This is a genomic window from Kitasatospora herbaricolor, from assembly GCF_030813695.1.
Taxonomy (GTDB): Bacteria; Actinomycetota; Actinomycetes; order Streptomycetales; family Streptomycetaceae; genus Kitasatospora; species Kitasatospora herbaricolor.
On record NZ_JAUSVA010000002.1, the window covers coordinates 7,570,664 to 7,587,083 of the forward strand.

A 16,420-nucleotide genomic window follows, 5' to 3' on the forward strand; every position below is an offset into this window, starting at 1 on the left:
CCCTTGCGGTGCGGGGGAGATGAGCGCTTGAATCAGTTAGGAAAGTTTCCTAACGAGAGCGGTCGGGCACCCCCATGCCCGCGCCTCCACCTCCCCCCGATGCGCCGGTACCTCCGACGGCGTAGACAGAAGACGGAGCGTCACATGAAGCCCCAGAACCGGACCGTCCGCATAGCCCTCGCCGCGATCCTGGTCGCCGCGCCGGCCAGCATCGCCGCCGCGAGCGTCAGCCACGCGGCGGCCACGGCCACCGTCGTGTCGGCCGCCGCGGTCGGCCTCGACGACGCGCACAAGAAGGACATCGCCATGCAGCTGGTGTCCAGCGCCGAGAACTCCTCGCTGGACTGGAAGGCGCAGTACAAGTACATCGAGGACATCGGTGACGGCCGAGGCTACACCGCCGGCATCATCGGCTTCTGCTCCGGCACCGGCGACATGCTCGACCTGGTCCAGCACTACACCGACCTCAAGCCGGGCAACGTCCTCGCCAAGTACCTCCCCGCCCTGAAGAAGGTCAACGGCACCGAGTCGCACACCGGCCTCGGCAGCGCCTTCGAGAAGGACTGGGCCACCGCCGCCAAGGACACCGTCTTCCAGACGGCCCAGAACGACGAGCGCGACCGCGTCTACTTCACCCCCGCGGTCAGCCAGGCCAAGGCCGACGGCCTGCGCGCGCTGGGCCAGTTCGCCTACTACGACGCCATCGTGATGCACGGCCCCGGCACCGACGCGGTCAGCTTCGGCGGCATCCGCAAGGCCGCCATGAAGAAGGCCAAGACCCCCGCCCAGGGCGGCGACGAGGCCACCTACCTGAACGCCTTCCTGGACGCCCGCAAGGCCGCGATGAAGACCGAGGAGGCGCACTCCGACACCAGCCGCGTCGACACCGAGCAGCGGGTCTTCCTCAACGCCAAGAACTTCGACCTGAACCCGCCGCTCAAGTGGAAGGTCTACGGCGACAGCTACGCCATCAACAGCTGAGCCCGGCCGCTGTGACGCGGGGGCGGCCCTCACCGGCCGCCCCCGCGGTCGTTCCCGCGCTCCTTCCCGGGCGGGTCGCCACGGGCCGGGGAACGACCGGCCGGGATATTCGAACGACAGCACGGCTCCCCGGCTGATAGCTTCCGGAGCGTGGCAAAGCTGAATCAGATCATCGCGGTCGAAAAGGGCGTCAAGTCCAAGTCCTTCCAGGAGTTGACGCAGGCTCACCAGAGCCTGCAGAAGCCCGCCCTGCTGGCCGGCATCTCCCGGACGTACCAGCCGAAGGACGAGGAGGGCGAGCAGCTGCCGCCCGAGTCGACCCGGGTGCAGGCCCAGGCCGAGGACATCCTGCGGACCACCGCCACCACCCTCACCCGGCTGTTCGACGTCACGGCGACCAAGGACTGGGCCAACTGCTCGGCCCGCGCCGACGTCGTGCTGGAGGGCCGGACCCTGCTGGCCGACGTGCCCGTCACGTACCTGCTCTTCCTGGAGAAGCAGCTCACCGACCTGCACACCTTCGTCCGCAAGCTGCCGGTGCTGGACGCCTCCGAGGCCTGGAACCTGGACGCCTCCACCGACGCCTGGAAGACCGACCCGGTGCGCACCATCCGCACCAAGAAGGTCCCGCGCAACCACGTGAAGGCCGAGGCCACCGAGAAGCACCCGGCCCAGGTCGAGGTCTACTACGAGGACATCCCGGTCGGCTACTGGACGACCGTGAAGTTCTCCGGAGCCCTGCCGGCCCGCCGGGTGAACGAGTTGGTGGAGCGGGTGGAGAAGCTGCGCCAGGCCGTGCAGTTCGCCCGTGAGGAGGCCAACGGCACCGAGGTCACCGACCAGCGGGTCGGCGAGGCGGTGTTCGGCTACCTGTTCGGGTAGCCCCATGATCCCCCCTCGTATGAGCGCGAGGGGTGCGCGAAAGCGCAAAGCTGAAACTGACGTTGAAGCTGAAGAAGGGGTGTGGTGGAGGTTCGAGTCCTCCCCCCGGCACCACGTGCCGGGGTGGCCCAAGGGTAGAGGCAGCCCCGATCAGACTCAGATTCTCGCTCAAGTCTCAGTATTCGCCGCCGGGCGCCAGATCGACCGAGGGTGGACCAAAAGCATCGGATGCGGGTTCAAGTCCCGTCTGTGCCTCTCCGTGGCACGGTAGTTCAAAGGCAGAGCACGACGCTATGAGAATGATCCACCGCTCTTAAACGTGCTGGCGCACAGCAATTGGGTGGCAGCGAGGGGCTCGGGAGCCGGATACCGCTCCCGGGTCCCGTCACCATGTCCGGGGCCAGCCGTGCCCGAGTGGGCCGTCGCCCAGGACGGTTCGCAGTCCCGCAGTCCCGCAGTCCCGCAGTCCCTCAGTCCCTCAACCCCTCAGCCCCTCAGGGCCGCAGGTCCCAGAGCCCCTTGCCCAGCGTGCTGAGCCCGCCGGCGAGCGCGAGCAGCAGTACCAGCCGTCGGGCGCCGTGCTCCGGCACCCGCCGGGCCAGTGCCCGGCCCGCTGCCGCGCCCCCGGCGATCGCCGCCGCGCCCAGCAGCCAGGCGGAGGAGGCGAGGTGCGGCAGCGGCTTGGCCGCCACCGAGAACGCGTTCACCACGACGCCGTAGAACTGGGCGTTGGGCACGAACTCCCGCATGGTCCAGCCCGCGTTCACCGCGTACAGCGAGAGCGCGGGGCCGCCTACCCCCGCCGAGGCGTTCATGAAGCCGCTCGCGGCGCCGGCGGCGACCGCCCCTCCGGCGCCCCGCAGGGCGTTCGCCCGCACGCCCCGCAGCACCAGCAGGACGGCGGCGCCGACCAGCACCCCGATGCCCACCAGCAGCACCGGCTCGGGCAGCCGGCCGGCCACCCACGAGCCGGCCGGCACGGTGACGGCGGCCGCGCCGACCAACGGCAGCATCGCGCCCGGCCGGACCGCCCGCCAACCGTCGACGAGCCCGACCGCGCTGATCGCCCCGGCGGCGCAGTTCGAGAGCACCACGCCGTCGGCAGGCCCCAGCAGCAGCACCAGCGCCGGTGCGGCGACCAGTGCGAATCCCAGCCCGGTCAGCCGCTGCACCGTCGCACCGGACAGGACGACCGCTCCCAGCAGGAGGCTTCCGGCCCATTCGCTCGTCACGGACGGCTCCTCGCAGACGGTCCCAGGAAGGCTTCGGACAGCCTTCACCCCGGACGCCGCGCCGTGCAACGGGTTTCGGCGGGTCCGGGGCCCGGCCGGGGGAGGACCTCCATGCCCGCTCCCCGGTGGCCGGTCGACGGAACGTCGAAGCGGCCCGGCCGGACCTCGTCGGTCCGGCCGGGCCGCTCGCGTCCGCGCGGAGGCGGTGGATCCGGGCGAAGGTCAGGCGCTCGCGGTGTAGTCGTAGAAGCCACGGCCGGACTTGCGGCCCAGCAGGCCCGCGTCGACCATCCGGGAGAGCAGCGGGGGAGCGGCGTACAGCGGCTCCTTGTACTCGTCGTACATCGACTCGGCGATCGAGACGATGGTGTCCAGGCCGATCAGGTCGCACAGGCGCAGCGGCCCCATCGGGTGGGCGCAGCCGGCCTCCATGCCCTTGTCGATGTCGGAGGCGGTGGCCACCCCGGACTCGAACATCCGCACCGCGGACAGCAGGTACGGCACCAGCAGGGCGTTCACCACGAAACCGGCCCTGTCGCGGGCCCGGATCGGCTCCTTGCCGAGCACCTGGACGGCGAAGGCCTCGGCGCGGGCGGTGGTCTCGGTGGAGGTGGTCAGGGTCGGGATGACCTCGACCAGCTTCTGCACCGGCGCCGGGTTGAAGAAGTGCAGGCCGATGACCTGCTCCGGGCGCGAGGTGCTGGCGGCCAGCTTCACGATCGGGATGGACGAGGTGTTGGAGGCGAGGATGGCGTCCCGGCGCTCGACCACCTGGTCCAGCGTCTGGAAGATCTTGACCTTGATGTCCTCGCGCTCCGCGACGGCCTCGACCACCAGGTCGCGGTCGGCGAAGTCGGCCAGGTCGGTGGTGAACGCCAGCCGGGCGAGGGCGTCGTCGCGCTGCTCGGCGGTCAGCTTCCCGCGGGTGACCGCCGTGTCCAGGGAGTTGGTCAGCCTGGTCCGGCCGAGCTCCAGGGCCTCGTTGCCCGCCTCCGCGACCAGGACGTCCAGCCCGGCCCGGGCGAACACCTCGGCGATGCCCGAACCCATGAGACCGCAGCCGATCACTCCGACGCGCGCGATGTCGCTCACTCACTTGCCCTTCGGTGGTGCTGGGGTGCCCAGCGTCCTGTTCAGCGGGCCGCCCACCGGGTGTTGTGGTCCGGTGCGCCGCCCCGACGACGGTACTACCCCGAACGGGCACGTGAGCCACCCGCTCCGGCACTGGGCCGATCGGATGAGATGGATCACGTCCGACCGGGTGGCTGGCCGTGTGCCGCGGGCCGTGGCGGCACAATGCGGTGACGCCGAGGAGGGAGCAGGGATGCCGACGGGATCGCTGGTGGGCCAGGTCGCGCTGATCACGGGGGCCGGCCGGGGCATCGGCCGGGAACTCGCCGTCGGCCTGGCGGCGGAGGGCATGTCGGTGGGCCTGCTCGGCCGCACCCAGCAGACCCTGATCGACACCCTCAAGGAGTGCGCGCGGCACGGCGCCCGGGGCGTCGCGGTGACCGCGGACGTCACCAGGTTCGGCTCGGTCCGCGAGGCCGTCCGGGTGGTGGAACGCGACCTCGGGCCGATCGACCTGCTGATCAACAACGCCGGCCAGGTCGACCGCGCCGAGGTGCCGGTCTGGGAGGCCGACCCCACCCAGTGGTGGCAGGTGGTGGAGACCAACCTGCGCGGGCCCTTCAACATGCTGCGCGGTGTCCTGCCCGGCATGGTCGAGCGCCGGCGCGGCCGGGTGCTGAACCTCAACTCCGGGTTCGCGCTGCGCCCGGACGGCAACTACACCGCCTACGCGACCTCCAAGGGCGCGCTGCTGCAGCTCTCCGACAACATCGCCGACTCGCTCGCGGCCCACCAGGTGGTGGTGCTGGACATCAGCCCCGGGGCGGTGGCCACCGACATGACCGCCGGGATGCCCATGTTCAAGGACATGAAGACCTGGGGGAGCATCCCGTACATGGTGGCCGTCACGGTCGACGCGGCGCGCGGGCGGTTCGACGCCTTGCACGGCCGGTTCATCCACGTGGGGCGGGACAACCTGGAGGAGCTGGTGGCCCGGGCCGAGGCGATCCGCGAGTCGGACGCCCGGACGCTGCGGCTGCGCCCGTACGGCCCGGACGACCCGGTCGCCTGAGGTCCGGGCGGGCGTTCCCGCGCCGCCCGCGCCGCCCGCGCGTCAGCGGATCAGCGGATCAGCGGGTCAGCCGGTCGGCCGTCAGCCGGTCGGCCGTCAGCCGATCGGCGCTCGGCCGGTCGCGACGGCCAGCAGCTCCGCCAGTTCCCCGTCGGTCAGGCTGCCGGCGGCGCGGCCGGTACGGGCGAACTCCGCCGCGAGCCGCTGCAGGGCCTCGTTGGCCGGCGCCGGGATCCCGTGCAGCCGGGCCAGCAGGACGATCTCGCCGCTCAGGTAGTCGGTCTCGATCGAGCCGGTGCCCCGGGCCAGGCTCTGCCAGGACGAGCCGCCGGTGGTCCGGACGCCCTCCACCGGCACCTGACGGACCAGCTCCTCGTTGGCCCGGGCCTGCTCCCGCGGGTCCTCGTGGCCGATGCCGGCGGCGGCCAGCGCGGCCCGGCCCTCGGCGACCACCTGCGCCAGGACGGCCGACCGCGGGCCGTCCGCCCCGGGCCCGGCCACGGCGGTGAGCGCGTTGGCGAGGTTCCCGAGCAGCTTGGCGTACTTCCAGCGCATCACGTCCGTGCTGACCGGTGCCCCGAAGAGCGACTTCTCCAGGTCGGCCGCGATCGCCCGGGTGGTCCCGTCGGCGCCCGACGGGTAGCGGCCCAGCCGCAGGACCCCGCTGAGCGGCGCGCCGAGGCAGCTCACCCGGCCGGGCTCCAGATGGGTGGCGGGCAGCCAGACGCACATCGCCTGGACGTGCCGGAACAGCCGCAGGGCGAGCCGCTCGTTCTCCACCCCGTTCTGCGCGCAGACCAGCGGGAGCCGTTCGGCGGCGGTGCCGCCGCCCTCGACCGGCCGGGGTGCCCAGGCGGCCAGCGCCGCGGCGGTGTCCTGGGTCTTGACCGCGAGCACCAGGACGTCGCCGGGCCGCAGCTCGACGCCGGACGGGCCGTCCACGGCCGGGACGGCGAGGGTCCGGGTGCCCTCCGGGGTGGTGAAGCTCAGGCCCTCGGCGCGCAGCGCCGCCAGATGCGCCCCGCGGGCGACCAGGACGACCTCGTGACCGCTCTCGAACAGCCGGGCGCCGATCGTGCCGCCGACGGCCCCTGCCCCGATGATGACGTAGCGCATGGGCCGAGCATGGCACGCCGGCCCGGCCCGGCGGACCGGGGGCCCGCCCCGGGGGCGCCCGGCGGCCGCCCGGCTACGCGCAGAGCCGGCTGGCCGTCACCGGGCTCAGTCCGGCCTTGCCCAGGCCGTCCAGGATGGTGGGCAGCGCCTCGATGGTGCACTGGTGCCCCATGTGCAGCGCCACCACCGAGCCGGGCCGCACGGCGGTGAGCACCCGCCGTTGCAGGGTGTCCGCGCTGGGGTCGTTGTAGTCGCGCGGGTCCACGTCGAAGGAGAGCACGTGCTCGTACCCGACCAGCCGGGCCTGCTCGCGCACCATGGGGGAGGCGTACTGGGCGGCCGAGGGCCGGAACCAGCGCCCGATCGAGCCGGTCAGCCGCTGCAGCCGGTCGGCGCACTCGGCGATCTCGGCGTGCGCCTGGTCGGGGCTCATGGCGGTGATGTTCTGGTGGTTCTGGGTGTGGTTGCCGAGCTCGTGGCCGCCGTCCAGCACCCGCCGGGCCATCTGCGGCTGCTGGTCGAGCCAGCTGCCGACGGCCATCACGGTCAGCCGTACGCCGCGCTGCTCGGCGATCTCCAGCACCGCGGTGGCGAGCCTGGGGTCACCCGCGCCGTGGAAGGTCAGCGCGACCTGCCGGCGGTCCCGAGGACCGTTGACCACCTCCACCGGGGTGCCGGGGGCCAGCGGCGGCGGCGCGGGCGGGGAGGGCGCCACGGGCGGCGGCGTGGCGGGGCCGGCCGGCTCCGGCGGGGTGGGCGCGGCGGAGGCCACCGGGTCCAGGGGCGGGTCGACCGGGCCGGCCGAGGGCGGGCCGTCGGCCCGGACGGCGAGGTCGGCCGGGTCCGAGCGCCGGGTGGCGTGGGCGCTTCCGCACGCGGTCAGCGTCGCCCCGAAGGCGGTCAGGGCGGCGAGTCTCGCGGTGGTGCGCAGCAGGGTGCGTCGGTCGGCAGTCATCGGGCACCAGCATAGGTATGACGGATTATCGGGGCGATTCGGGAGCCTCGGCCGTCCCGGTGTGCCGGCTCCCGCGCATTGGATAGCATCGCGGCGACACGGGGTTCGGACCGCTAGGGGGCGTACGGAATGAGTGAGGACGTGGCACGGGGCACGGCGGGGGACGACACGGCGTACGAGCCTTCCGGCGGGCCGGCCCGGGACGGCGGCGGCGAGTGGGGAGCGGCCACCGGGAGCGGCTGGCAGTGGGCGCGCTCCGAGGACTGGCAGCCCCCGACCGAGCTGAACACCGAGGTGCCGCACCCGGCCCGGATGTACGACTACTACCTGGGCGGCAAGGACAACTTCGAGGCCGACCGCCGGGCCGCCGAGGCGGCCATCACGGCCTACCCGGCGCTGCCGCTGCTGGCCCGCACCAACCGCGCCTTCCTCGGCCGGGCGGTCACCTTCGCCGCCGGCCTCGGCATCCGCCAGTTCCTCGACATCGGCACCGGCATCCCGGCCGTCGGCTCCACCACCGAGGTCGCCCACCGGGTCGCCCCGGACGCCCGGGTGGTCTACGTGGACAACGACCCGATCGTGGCCACCCACGCCCGGGCGCTGCTGGCGGGCCACCGGGCCGGCCACACCACGGTGCTGCAGGCCGACCTCCGGGACCCGGCCGCGATCCTCGGCGACCCCGGGCTGAAGCAGGCCGTCGACCTCGCCGAGCCGGTGGCGCTGATGCTGGTCGCCGTCCTGCACTTCGTCCGGGACGAGGAGGGGGTGGACGAGATCGTGGCCACCCTGCGCGACGCGCTCGCCCCCGGCAGCGTGCTGATCCTCTCGCACGGCAGCCCGGACTTCGTGCCCCGGGAGATGGCGGACGCCGGCGCCCGGGTCTACAGCCGGGCCAGCGCCCCGCTGGTGCTGCGCGAGCGGGCCCGGGTGGAGAGCTTCTTCGGCGACTTCGAGCAGGCCGAGCCCGGTCTGGTGCAGCTGCCGCTGTGGCGCGCGGACCAGGACGGGCTGCCGGAGGGCTGGCAGCAGGTCTCGGCGTACGCGGGCGTGGCCGTCAAGGTCTGAACCGGTGGGCGGTCCGGGGCCGTCCAGGCCCCCGACGGTGGGCGGCTCCGGCCGTTCCCGGTGGTTCCCGATGGGTCCCGCCGGGCCCGGGACGGCCCCCGGGCGGGGAGAAACTGCGGCGACAGCGGTTCGTCCGCGTGCTAGTTTCCGGAACCATGAACCCGCTGGACGAGACCGAGATCCGCACGTCCTTCGTCAACTGCTCCAAGGGCGAGGCCCGCAGGCTCAATCTCCCCAAGGGCCTGGCCGAACTGCCCTGGGACGCCCTGGACTTCCTGGGCTGGCGCGACCCGGGCGCACCGGACCGCGGCTATCTGGTCGCCGAGCGGGACGGGCGGCCGGTCGGTGTCACGCTGCGCGTCCCCGACGTCCGCCGGAGCCTGACCAGGACCAACGTCTGCTCGTTCTGCATCTCCACGCACGCGGGCTCCGGCGTCGCGCTGCTCACCGCCCGGCGGGCCGGCGCGGCCGGCCGGCAGGGCAACTCGGTCGGCACCTACATGTGCGCCGACCTGGCCTGCTCGCTCCACCTGCGCGGTCTCAAGAGGTCGGCTCTGGTCAGCCGGACCGAGGAGTCGCTCACGCTGGAGGAGCAGATCGCCCGGACGGTCACCAACGTGGACCGCTTCCTGGACCAGGTCCTCGACGCCGGCGTCCCCGTCTGAGCCGCCCGGCCGCCCGGCCCGGTGCCGGTCACCAGCCGCGCAGCTGCTCGATGTCCCGCCGGTCGCGCTTGGTCGGCCGCCCGGTGCCGCGGTCCCGCTCGCCCGTCGGCGCCCCGCTCTGCGGCGGCGCGGGCGGGCTGTTGTCGACGAAGCACTCGGCCGCCACCGGCGCCCCGACCCGCTTGCGGACCACCTGCGAGACCACCACGACCCGCTCACGGCCGTCCTGGCGCAGCCGCACCTCGTCCCCGGCCCGGACGGCGTGCGCCGGTTTGACCCGCTCGCCGTTCACCCGTACGTGCCCGGCCCGGCAGGCGGCCGCCGCCAGTGATCGCGTCTTGGTGAGCCGCACGGACCAGACCCAGCTGTCCACCCGTACGCTCCCCTCGTCAGGAGCCATGGCACCACTCTATTGCGGCCCGGCACCCTTCCGGGCGGGGCGCCGGCGGGGGTGCTCCGGGTCCGGCCCGGCCTGCGGGAGGGGCGGGCCGGACGCTCCTCCGACGGCGGCCGGTAGCCTGCCGGGATGAACCGGACACAGCGCGCGGCCGGAGCGGTCGTCGGCTCGGCGGTCGGTGACGCGCTGGGCGCCCCCTACGAGTTCGGGCCCGCCGGGGCCTTCTCCGAGCGGTTCCCGCCGGCGGCCGGGCCCGGCGGGATGCGGGCCGGCGGCGGTTGGGAGGCCGGTGAGGCCACCGACGACACGCAGATGGCCGTGCACCTCGCCGAGTCCCTGCTGGAGTGCGGCGGGCTCGATCTGCCGGACGTCTTCGCCCGTTTCCGGCGCTGGGCGGCCGACGATCCCAAGGACATCGGTCTGCAGACCGAGGACGTCCTCACCAACGGCATGCCCTGGGACCAGGCCGCCGCCGTGCACTTCCAGGTCAACCTCCGCGCGGCGGGCAACGGTTCGCTGATGCGGGCGGCCGGCTCCGCCGTGTACTTCGCGCCGGCGGGGCGGGCCGCCACGATGGACGCGGCCCGCCGGATCGCGGCTCTCACCCACGGCGACCGCGCGGCCTGGGAGGGCACCGCCGTCCTGCACGAACTCCTCCGGGTGGCCCTGGCCGGCGGCGACCCGCTCGAAGCGCTGCCGCAGACCCTCGGGCTGGTGGACGCCGAGCACCGGGGGCGGTACGCCGCCGTGCTCGCCCCGGACTGGCACCCGGGCCTGGCCACCGAGTTCAACGGCGCGGTGTGGCCCTGCCTCGGCTCCGCCGTCTGGGCCCTGCGCGGCACCTCCTCCTTCCCGGACGCGCTGCGCGCCGCGGTGGACGTCGGCGGGGACACCGACACGGTCGCCGCGGTGACCGGTGCCCTCGCGGGCGCCCGCTACGGGTTCGAGGCGATCCCGGCGCACTGGACGGAGCCGCTGCACGTGCCTCTGCCGGGCGCCGGCGGGCGCGTGCTGCGGCTGCCCGAGCTGCTCGCCCTGGCGGAACGCCTGCGGGAGGGGCCGCCCGCGCGGTGGGCCGGCGGCCGTTGTCGCCCGGGGCCGGGGGTCAGTTCTCCTTGATCACCGAGAGGATGTTCCCGGCCGGGTCGGTGAACCAGGCGATGTCGGGACCCGCCTCGCGGTGGATGCCCCGCTCGTCCGCCTCCAGCCCGGGGTAGCGCTCGAACCGGACGCCGCGCCGGACGAGTTCGTCGACCGCCGCCTCGATGTCGTCCACCGGGAAGTTGAGCACGGTGAAGGTGGCCGGGGTGTGTTCCGGTTTGGGATAGATCAGCACGTCGGCGCCGCTGCCGAGATGGAGGCGCAGCAGCCCGTCGGCCTCGGTGAGGTCGACGCCCAGGGTCTCGCCGTAGAAGGTCCTGGCCTTGTCGATGTCGTCCACGGCGAAGCCGCTGAACGCCTTGCTCCGACCGAACATGGGTCCACTCCTCGTCGGGCCCGGCCCGTGACGCGGTCGGCGGACCGGGCGTCGGCCTGTCCCTCCATGGTCTGCCCGCGGGGGTGGTCGCGCAGTCCGGCGGGTCCGCCCGGCGGGCGGCGGTCCGGGCGGGTCCCGGGGCCGGTGAGCGCGGTTCTGGCGTCGGGCCCGCGGCCCGTAGCCTGGGGACGGGAGCGTGATCACCGGGGAGAGGCGCCGGACAGGCTCCTTGCATGAATGTTCCGTGCTGCGTATATTCATGCCAAGTCCTAGGAGGGAACGTCATGGCATTGCGAGTCGCCGTCGCCGGAGCGAGTGGTTATGCGGGCGGCGAGGTCCTGCGCCTGCTGCTCGGCCACCCCGAGGTCGAGATCGGTGCGCTGACCGGCGGCTCCAACGCCGGGACGAAGCTCGGACTCCTGCAGCCGCACCTGCTGCCGCTGGCCGACCGCGTGCTGGAGCCCACCACGCCCGAGGTGCTGGCGGGGCACGACGTGGTCTTCCTCGGCCTGCCGCACGGCCAGTCCGCCGCCGTCGCCCAGGCACTGGGCGAGGACGTCCTGGTGGTCGACTGCGGCGCCGACTTCCGCCTGAAGGCCGCGGCGGACTGGGAGCAGTTCTACGGCTCCGCGCACGCCGGCACCTGGCCGTACGGGCTGCCCGAGCTGCCCGGCCACCGGGCCGCCCTCAAGGGCAGCAACCGGATCGCCGTCCCCGGCTGCTACCCGACGGCCGTCTCGCTGGCGCTGTTCCCGGCGTACGCCGCGCAGCTGGTCGAGCCCGAGGCGGTCATCGTCGCGGCCTCCGGCACCTCCGGCGCGGGCAAGGCCGCCAAGACGCACCTGCTCGGCAGCGAGGTGATGGGCAACGTCAGCGCGTACGGCGTCGGCGGCGCCCACCGGCACACCCCCGAGATGTCGCAGAACCTCACCCCGGTCGCGGGCGAGCCGGTCACCGTCTCCTTCACGCCGACCCTCGTCCCGATGCCCCGGGGCATCCTCGCCACCTGCAGCGCCAAGGCGAAGCCCGGCGTGACGGCCGAGGCCGTCCGCGCCGCGTACGCCGAGGCCTTCGCGGACGAGCCCTTCGTGCACCTGCTGCCCGAGGGGAGCTGGCCGCAGACCAGTTCGGTCTACGGCTCCAACGCCGCGCTGGTGCAGGTCGCCCTGGACGAGCACGCCGGGCGCGTCATCGCGATCAGCGCGATCGACAACCTGGTGAAGGGCACCGCAGGCGGCGCGGTGCAGAGCATGAACATCGCCCTCGGCCTGCCGGAAGAGCTGGGCCTGCCCCTGAACGGAGTCGCACCGTGACGAACAACCCCACCATCGGCGTCACGGCGGCCAAGGGGTTCCGCGCCGCCGGCGTCACCGCCGGGATCAAGGCCTCCGGCACGCCGGACCTCGCCCTCGTGGTCAACGACGGACCGTCGCTGGCCGCCGCCGGGGTCTTCACCTCCAACCGGGTCAAGGCCGCGCCGGTGCTCTGGTCGGAGCAGGTCCTCAAGGGCGGCCGGCTGTCCGCCGTGGTGCTCAACTCCGGTGGCGCCAACGCCTGCACCGGCCCGCTGGGCTTCCAGGACACCCACGCCACCGCCGAGAAGGTCGCCGAGGAGCTCAAGGTCAACGCCGGCGAGGTGGCGGTCGCGTCCACCGGCCTGATCGGCCTGCGACTGCCGATGGACCTGCTGCTCCCGGGCGTCGAGCAGGCCGCCCGGGCGCTGAGCGATGGCGGCGGCGAGGCCGCCGCCATCGCCATCAAGACCACCGACAGCGTGCACAAGACCGCCCAGGTCACCAGCCCGGCCGGCTGGACGGTGGGCGGCATGGCCAAGGGCGCGGGCATGCTGGCGCCGGGCCTGGCGACCATGCTGGTCGTCCTCACCACGGACGCCGACGTCGACAGCGCCGGCCTGGACACCGCGCTGCGCGCCGCCACCCGCACCACCTTCGACCGGGTGGACTCCGACGGCTGCATGTCCACCAACGACACCGTGCTGCTGCTGGCCTCCGGCGCCGCCGGAGCGGCCCCGGACGCGGCCGAGTTCGACGAGGCCGTCCGCGCGGTCTGCGCCGACCTGGCCCGGCAGCTGATCGGCGACGCCGAGGGCGCGAGCAAGGACATCCGGATCGACATCACCGGCGCGGCCACCGAGGACGAGGCCGTCTCGGTCGCCCGGGTGGTGGCCCGCAACAACCTGCTGAAGTGCGCCATCCACGGCGAGGACCCGAACTGGGGCCGGGTGCTGGCCGCCATCGGCACCACCTCGGCGGCCTTCGACCCGGACCGCCTGGACGTCGCCATCAACGGGATCTGGGTCTGCAAGGACGGCAGCGTCGGCGAGGACCGCGACCTGGTGGACATGAGCGGCCGCGACGTGGTCATCACCGCCGACCTCAACGCCGGCCAGGCCTCGGCCACGGTGTGGACCAACGACCTCACCGCCGACTACGTGCACGAGAACAGCGCCTACTCGACCTGAGCCCGCCGGTCCCCGGGGGCGGTCCCGCGCCGCCCCCGCCCGAACCCACCACCGAGCCGGAGACGTACACCGTGCAGATCGCACCCAAGGGTGAACAGGCCCGCAACAACACCGCGTTGCCCAAGGCCCTCACCCTCATCGAGGCGCTCCCCTGGCTGGAGCGCTTCCACGGCAAGACCGTCGTCATCAAGTTCGGCGGCAACGCCATGGTCGACGAGGAGCTCAAGGCGGCCTTCGCGCAGGACGTGGTGTTCCTGCGCTACGCGGGCCTGCACCCGGTGGTCGTGCACGGCGGCGGCCCGCAGATCAGCGCCCAACTGGACAAGCTGGGACTGGAGTCCAGCTTCACCAACGGCCTGCGGGTGACCACCCCGGAGACCATGGACGTGGTCCGGATGGTGCTGGCCGGCCAGGTCCAGCGCGAGCTGGTCGGGCTGCTCAACGACCACGGCCCGTTCGCGGTCGGCATGACCGGCGAGGACGCGCACACCATGACGGCGGTCAAGCGCTACGCCCTGGTCGACGGCGAGCACGTCGACATCGGCCTGGTCGGCGACATCGTCAACATCGAGGCCGGCGCGGTGAAGGCGCTGATCGGGGACGGCCGCATCCCGGTCATCTCCTCGATCGCCCGCGGCACCGACGGCCACGTCTACAACATCAACGCGGACACCGCGGCCTCCGCCCTGGCGGTGGCGCTGGGCGCCGAGATGCTGGTCGTGCTGACCGACGTCGAGGGCCTCTACGCCGACTGGCCGAACTCCGACGACGTGATCAGCCAGCTCAGCGCGACCGAGCTGGAGGCCCTGCTCCCGGAGCTCGCCAGCGGCATGCTCCCCAAGATGGAGGGCTGCCTGAACGCCGTCCGTTCCGGGGTCGGCACCGCCCGCGTGCTGGACGGCAGGGTGCAGCACTCGCTGCTGCTTGAGATCTTTACCGATGAGGGCATCGGCACGATGGTCGTGCCGGACGACGACATGATGGTGACCGGGGGACTGGCATGAGCGGCAACGAGCAGCTGACCGGGCGGTGGCAGCACGCCCTGATGAACAACTACGGCACCCCGCGGATCCCGCTGGTGCGCGGTGAGGGCGCCAAGCTCTGGGACGCCGACGGCAAGCAGTACACCGACTTCATCGGCGGCATCGCCGTCAACGCCCTCGGCACCGCCCACCCGGCGATCGTGGCGGCCGTGACCGAGCAGATCTCCTCGCTCGGCCACATCTCCAACCTCTTCCTCGCCGAGCCCACGGTGAAGCTCGCCGAGCGGCTGATCGAGCTCTCCGGCCGGGACGGGCGGGTGTTCTTCTCGAACTCCGGGGCCGAGGCCAACGAGGCCGCGTTCAAGATCAGCCGGCTGACCGGGCGCACCCACCTGGTCTCCCTGCAGGGCGCCTTCCACGGCCGGACGATGGGCGCCCTCGCGCTCACGGCCCAGCCCGCCAAGCAGGACCCGTTCCGCCCGCTGCCCGGCGACGTCACCCACGTCCCGTTCGGTGACGTCGAGGCGCTGCGCGCCGCCGTCACCACCGAGACGGCCGCGGTGTTCCTGGAGCCGGTCCAGGGCGAGAACGGCGCCGTCCCGCTGCCGGACGGCTACCTCCGGGCCGCCCGCGAGATCACCCGCGCCACCGGCACCCTGCTGATCCTGGACGAGATCCAGACCGGCATCGGCCGGACCGGCCACTGGTTCGCCCACCAGGCCTTCGAGGGTGTCGAGCCGGACGTGGTCACCCTGGCCAAGGGCCTCGGCGGCGGCCTGCCGATCGGCGCGACCCTCGCCTTCGGCCCGGCCGCCGACCTGCTGCAGCCCGGCAACCACGGCACCACCTTCGGCGGGAACCCGGTGGTCTGCGCGGCCGCGCTGGCCGTCCTGGACACCATCGAGTCCGAGGGTCTGCTGGAGCACGTGCGCAAGCTGGGCGACCGGCTGCGCACGGGCGTCGAGGCGATCGGGGACCCGCTGGTCTCGCACGTGCGGGGCGCCGGCCTGCTGCTCGGCATCGTGCTCACCGAGCCGGTGTCGGCCGGCATCCAGGCCGCCGCGCAGGAGGCCGGGTTCCTGGTGAACGCGGCGGTGCCGGACGCGGTGCGCCTCGCCCCGCCGCTGGTGCTCACCGAGCAGGACGCCGACGCGTTCCTCGCCGCACTGCCCGCGATCCTGCGCTCGGTGCACGAGAGCGCCCCGCCCGCCGACGGCCGCGCGTAGTCCGGGAGAATCATTCATATGACCGCACCCCACTCCGGCCAGCCTGCCGCCGGGCCGACGTCACAGGTCCCGCAGACCCGTGCCGCGCGCCACCGGCGGATCGTGGACCTGTTGACCCGTCAGCCCGTGCGCTCGCAGAGCCAGCTCGCCAAGCTGCTCGCCGACGACGGACTGGTGGTCACCCAGGCCACCCTCTCGCGGGACCTGGACGAGCTGGGCGCGGTGAAGATCCGCAACCGGGACGGCGCGCTCATCTACGCCGTCCCGGCCGAGGGCGGCGACCGCACGCCGCGGGCGCCGATGGGGGAGTCGGCCAGCGAGGGCCGGATGGCCCGGCTGGCCGGCGAGCTGATGGTCTCGGCGACCGCCTCGGGCAACCTCGTGGTGCTGCGCACCCCGCCCGGGGCGGCGCAGTTCCTCGCCTCGGCGATCGACCAGGCCGAGGTGTTCGAGATCATCGGCACCATCGCCGGCGACGACACCGTGCTGCTGATCAGTCGCGACCCGGCCGGCGGCCAGGCGCTGGCCGACCATCTGATGCAGCTGGCCCAGGCAAAGGCGCAGTAGCGGCGCCCCGCGCGCCCGCACCGCGGTCCTCCGGGGCCCGCCCCGCGCGACGGCGTGCGGGGCGGGCGCCCCGCCGTCACCCCGTCCCGGACCTCAGTGGCGCCGGCCTCCGGCCGGTGTTTTGAAATCCATACGGACTCATGCATACTTATGCCTAGCACCGCATGGGACCGGCCCCCGGTGGACCCGCTCAGTGGAGTCCGCCGGCGCACCCCGCGTACCGCACACCCCGTTCGCACAGTTGTGAAG

The 16,420-nt window shown here is 73.5% G+C and carries 17 protein-coding genes; 11 read left to right on the plus strand and 6 right to left on the minus strand.

Features of this window, described 5'->3' with window-relative positions:
- Window positions 1-144: 144 nt before the first annotated feature.
- Both J2S46_RS32865 and J2S46_RS32870 read left to right on the plus strand, forming a co-directional pair.
- A complete protein-coding gene (locus J2S46_RS32865; protein WP_191288142.1) occupies window positions 145-981 on the plus strand; it encodes a chitosanase in 837 nt (278 codons plus the stop codon).
- 150 nt (window positions 982-1,131) lie between these two features.
- A complete protein-coding gene (locus J2S46_RS32870) occupies window positions 1,132-1,863 on the plus strand; it encodes a DUF7873 family protein (protein WP_191288143.1) in 732 nt (243 codons plus the stop codon).
- Window positions 1,864-2,357: 494 nt separating this feature from the next.
- Here the strand turns inward: J2S46_RS32870 and J2S46_RS32875 are convergent, their stop codons facing one another.
- Both J2S46_RS32875 and J2S46_RS32880 read right to left on the minus strand, forming a co-directional pair.
- Window positions 2,358-3,095, minus strand: coding sequence for a TSUP family transporter (locus J2S46_RS32875; protein ID WP_307352040.1), 738 nt, complete (start codon window positions 3,093-3,095; stop codon window positions 2,358-2,360).
- 222 nt (window positions 3,096-3,317) lie between these two features.
- Window positions 3,318-4,187 carry a 3-hydroxybutyryl-CoA dehydrogenase gene (locus J2S46_RS32880; RefSeq protein ID WP_073921531.1) on the minus strand — a complete coding sequence of 290 codons (870 nt, stop codon included), beginning with the start codon at window positions 4,185-4,187 and terminating at the stop codon, window positions 3,318-3,320.
- Window positions 4,188-4,419: 232 nt separating this feature from the next.
- Between J2S46_RS32880 and J2S46_RS32885 the strand changes: the two genes are divergently transcribed.
- The gene (locus J2S46_RS32885; RefSeq protein ID WP_191288145.1) at window positions 4,420-5,238 is read left to right on the plus strand and encodes an SDR family NAD(P)-dependent oxidoreductase; all 819 of its coding nucleotides are present in this window, start codon (window positions 4,420-4,422) and stop codon (window positions 5,236-5,238) included.
- A gap of 96 nt (window positions 5,239-5,334) precedes the next feature.
- Here the strand turns inward: J2S46_RS32885 and J2S46_RS32890 are convergent, their stop codons facing one another.
- Window positions 5,335-6,354, minus strand: a complete 1,020-nt coding sequence (locus J2S46_RS32890) for a ketopantoate reductase family protein (protein ID WP_191288146.1) — start codon at window positions 6,352-6,354, stop codon at window positions 5,335-5,337.
- Between the two features lie 73 nt (window positions 6,355-6,427).
- A complete protein-coding gene (locus tag J2S46_RS32895; RefSeq protein ID WP_191288147.1) occupies window positions 6,428-7,309 on the minus strand; it encodes a polysaccharide deacetylase family protein in 882 nt (293 codons plus the stop codon).
- A gap of 129 nt (window positions 7,310-7,438) precedes the next feature.
- Between J2S46_RS32895 and J2S46_RS32900 the strand changes: the two genes are divergently transcribed.
- Window positions 7,439-8,374 (plus strand): SAM-dependent methyltransferase, encoded by a 936-nt coding sequence (locus J2S46_RS32900; RefSeq protein WP_191288148.1) that lies wholly within the window; start codon window positions 7,439-7,441, stop codon window positions 8,372-8,374.
- Window positions 8,375-8,529: 155 nt separating this feature from the next.
- On the plus strand, window positions 8,530-9,039 hold the full coding sequence (locus J2S46_RS32905; protein WP_191288149.1) for an FBP domain-containing protein: 510 nt from the start codon (window positions 8,530-8,532) through the stop codon (window positions 9,037-9,039).
- A gap of 28 nt (window positions 9,040-9,067) precedes the next feature.
- Here the strand turns inward: J2S46_RS32905 and J2S46_RS32910 are convergent, their stop codons facing one another.
- On the minus strand, window positions 9,068-9,439 hold the full coding sequence (locus J2S46_RS32910; RefSeq protein WP_191288150.1) for an RNA-binding S4 domain-containing protein: 372 nt from the start codon (window positions 9,437-9,439) through the stop codon (window positions 9,068-9,070).
- Window positions 9,440-9,565: 126 nt separating this feature from the next.
- Between J2S46_RS32910 and J2S46_RS32915 the strand changes: the two genes are divergently transcribed.
- On the plus strand, window positions 9,566-10,555 hold the full coding sequence (locus J2S46_RS32915) for an ADP-ribosylglycohydrolase family protein (RefSeq protein WP_191288151.1): 990 nt from the start codon (window positions 9,566-9,568) through the stop codon (window positions 10,553-10,555).
- On the opposite strand, the gene J2S46_RS32920 is transcribed toward J2S46_RS32915, so the two are convergent.
- Complete coding sequence (locus tag J2S46_RS32920; protein WP_191288152.1) at window positions 10,542-10,913, minus strand: VOC family protein; 372 nt, start codon at window positions 10,911-10,913, stop codon at window positions 10,542-10,544. The two genes, J2S46_RS32915 and J2S46_RS32920, sit on opposite strands and share 14 nt — an antisense overlap.
- Before the next feature lie 284 nt (window positions 10,914-11,197).
- Here J2S46_RS32920 and argC point away from each other — a divergent pair, with 284 nt between their 5' ends.
- From argC to J2S46_RS32945, 5 genes are all read left to right on the plus strand, one after another.
- Entirely contained in the window at window positions 11,198-12,226 is a 1,029-nt protein-coding gene (argC, locus tag J2S46_RS32925; protein ID WP_073921524.1) for an N-acetyl-gamma-glutamyl-phosphate reductase, read from the plus strand.
- A 14-nt stretch (window positions 12,227-12,240) separates the two neighbouring features.
- Window positions 12,241-13,395: a bifunctional glutamate N-acetyltransferase/amino-acid acetyltransferase ArgJ gene (gene argJ / locus J2S46_RS32930; RefSeq protein WP_191288326.1), complete on the plus strand. Its 1,155-nt coding sequence runs from the start codon at window positions 12,241-12,243 to the stop codon at window positions 13,393-13,395.
- A 71-nt stretch (window positions 13,396-13,466) separates the two neighbouring features.
- Window positions 13,467-14,399, plus strand: coding sequence for an acetylglutamate kinase (gene argB, locus J2S46_RS32935; RefSeq protein WP_191288153.1), 933 nt, complete (start codon window positions 13,467-13,469; stop codon window positions 14,397-14,399).
- Window positions 14,396-15,604: an acetylornithine transaminase gene (locus J2S46_RS32940; RefSeq protein ID WP_191288154.1), complete on the plus strand. Its 1,209-nt coding sequence runs from the start codon at window positions 14,396-14,398 to the stop codon at window positions 15,602-15,604. Before argB ends, J2S46_RS32940 begins: the two co-directional genes overlap by 4 nt.
- An 18-nt stretch (window positions 15,605-15,622) precedes the next feature.
- On the plus strand, window positions 15,623-16,171 hold the full coding sequence (locus tag J2S46_RS32945; protein ID WP_073921522.1) for an arginine repressor: 549 nt from the start codon (window positions 15,623-15,625) through the stop codon (window positions 16,169-16,171).
- The last annotated feature ends 249 nt before the right edge of the window (window positions 16,172-16,420 follow it).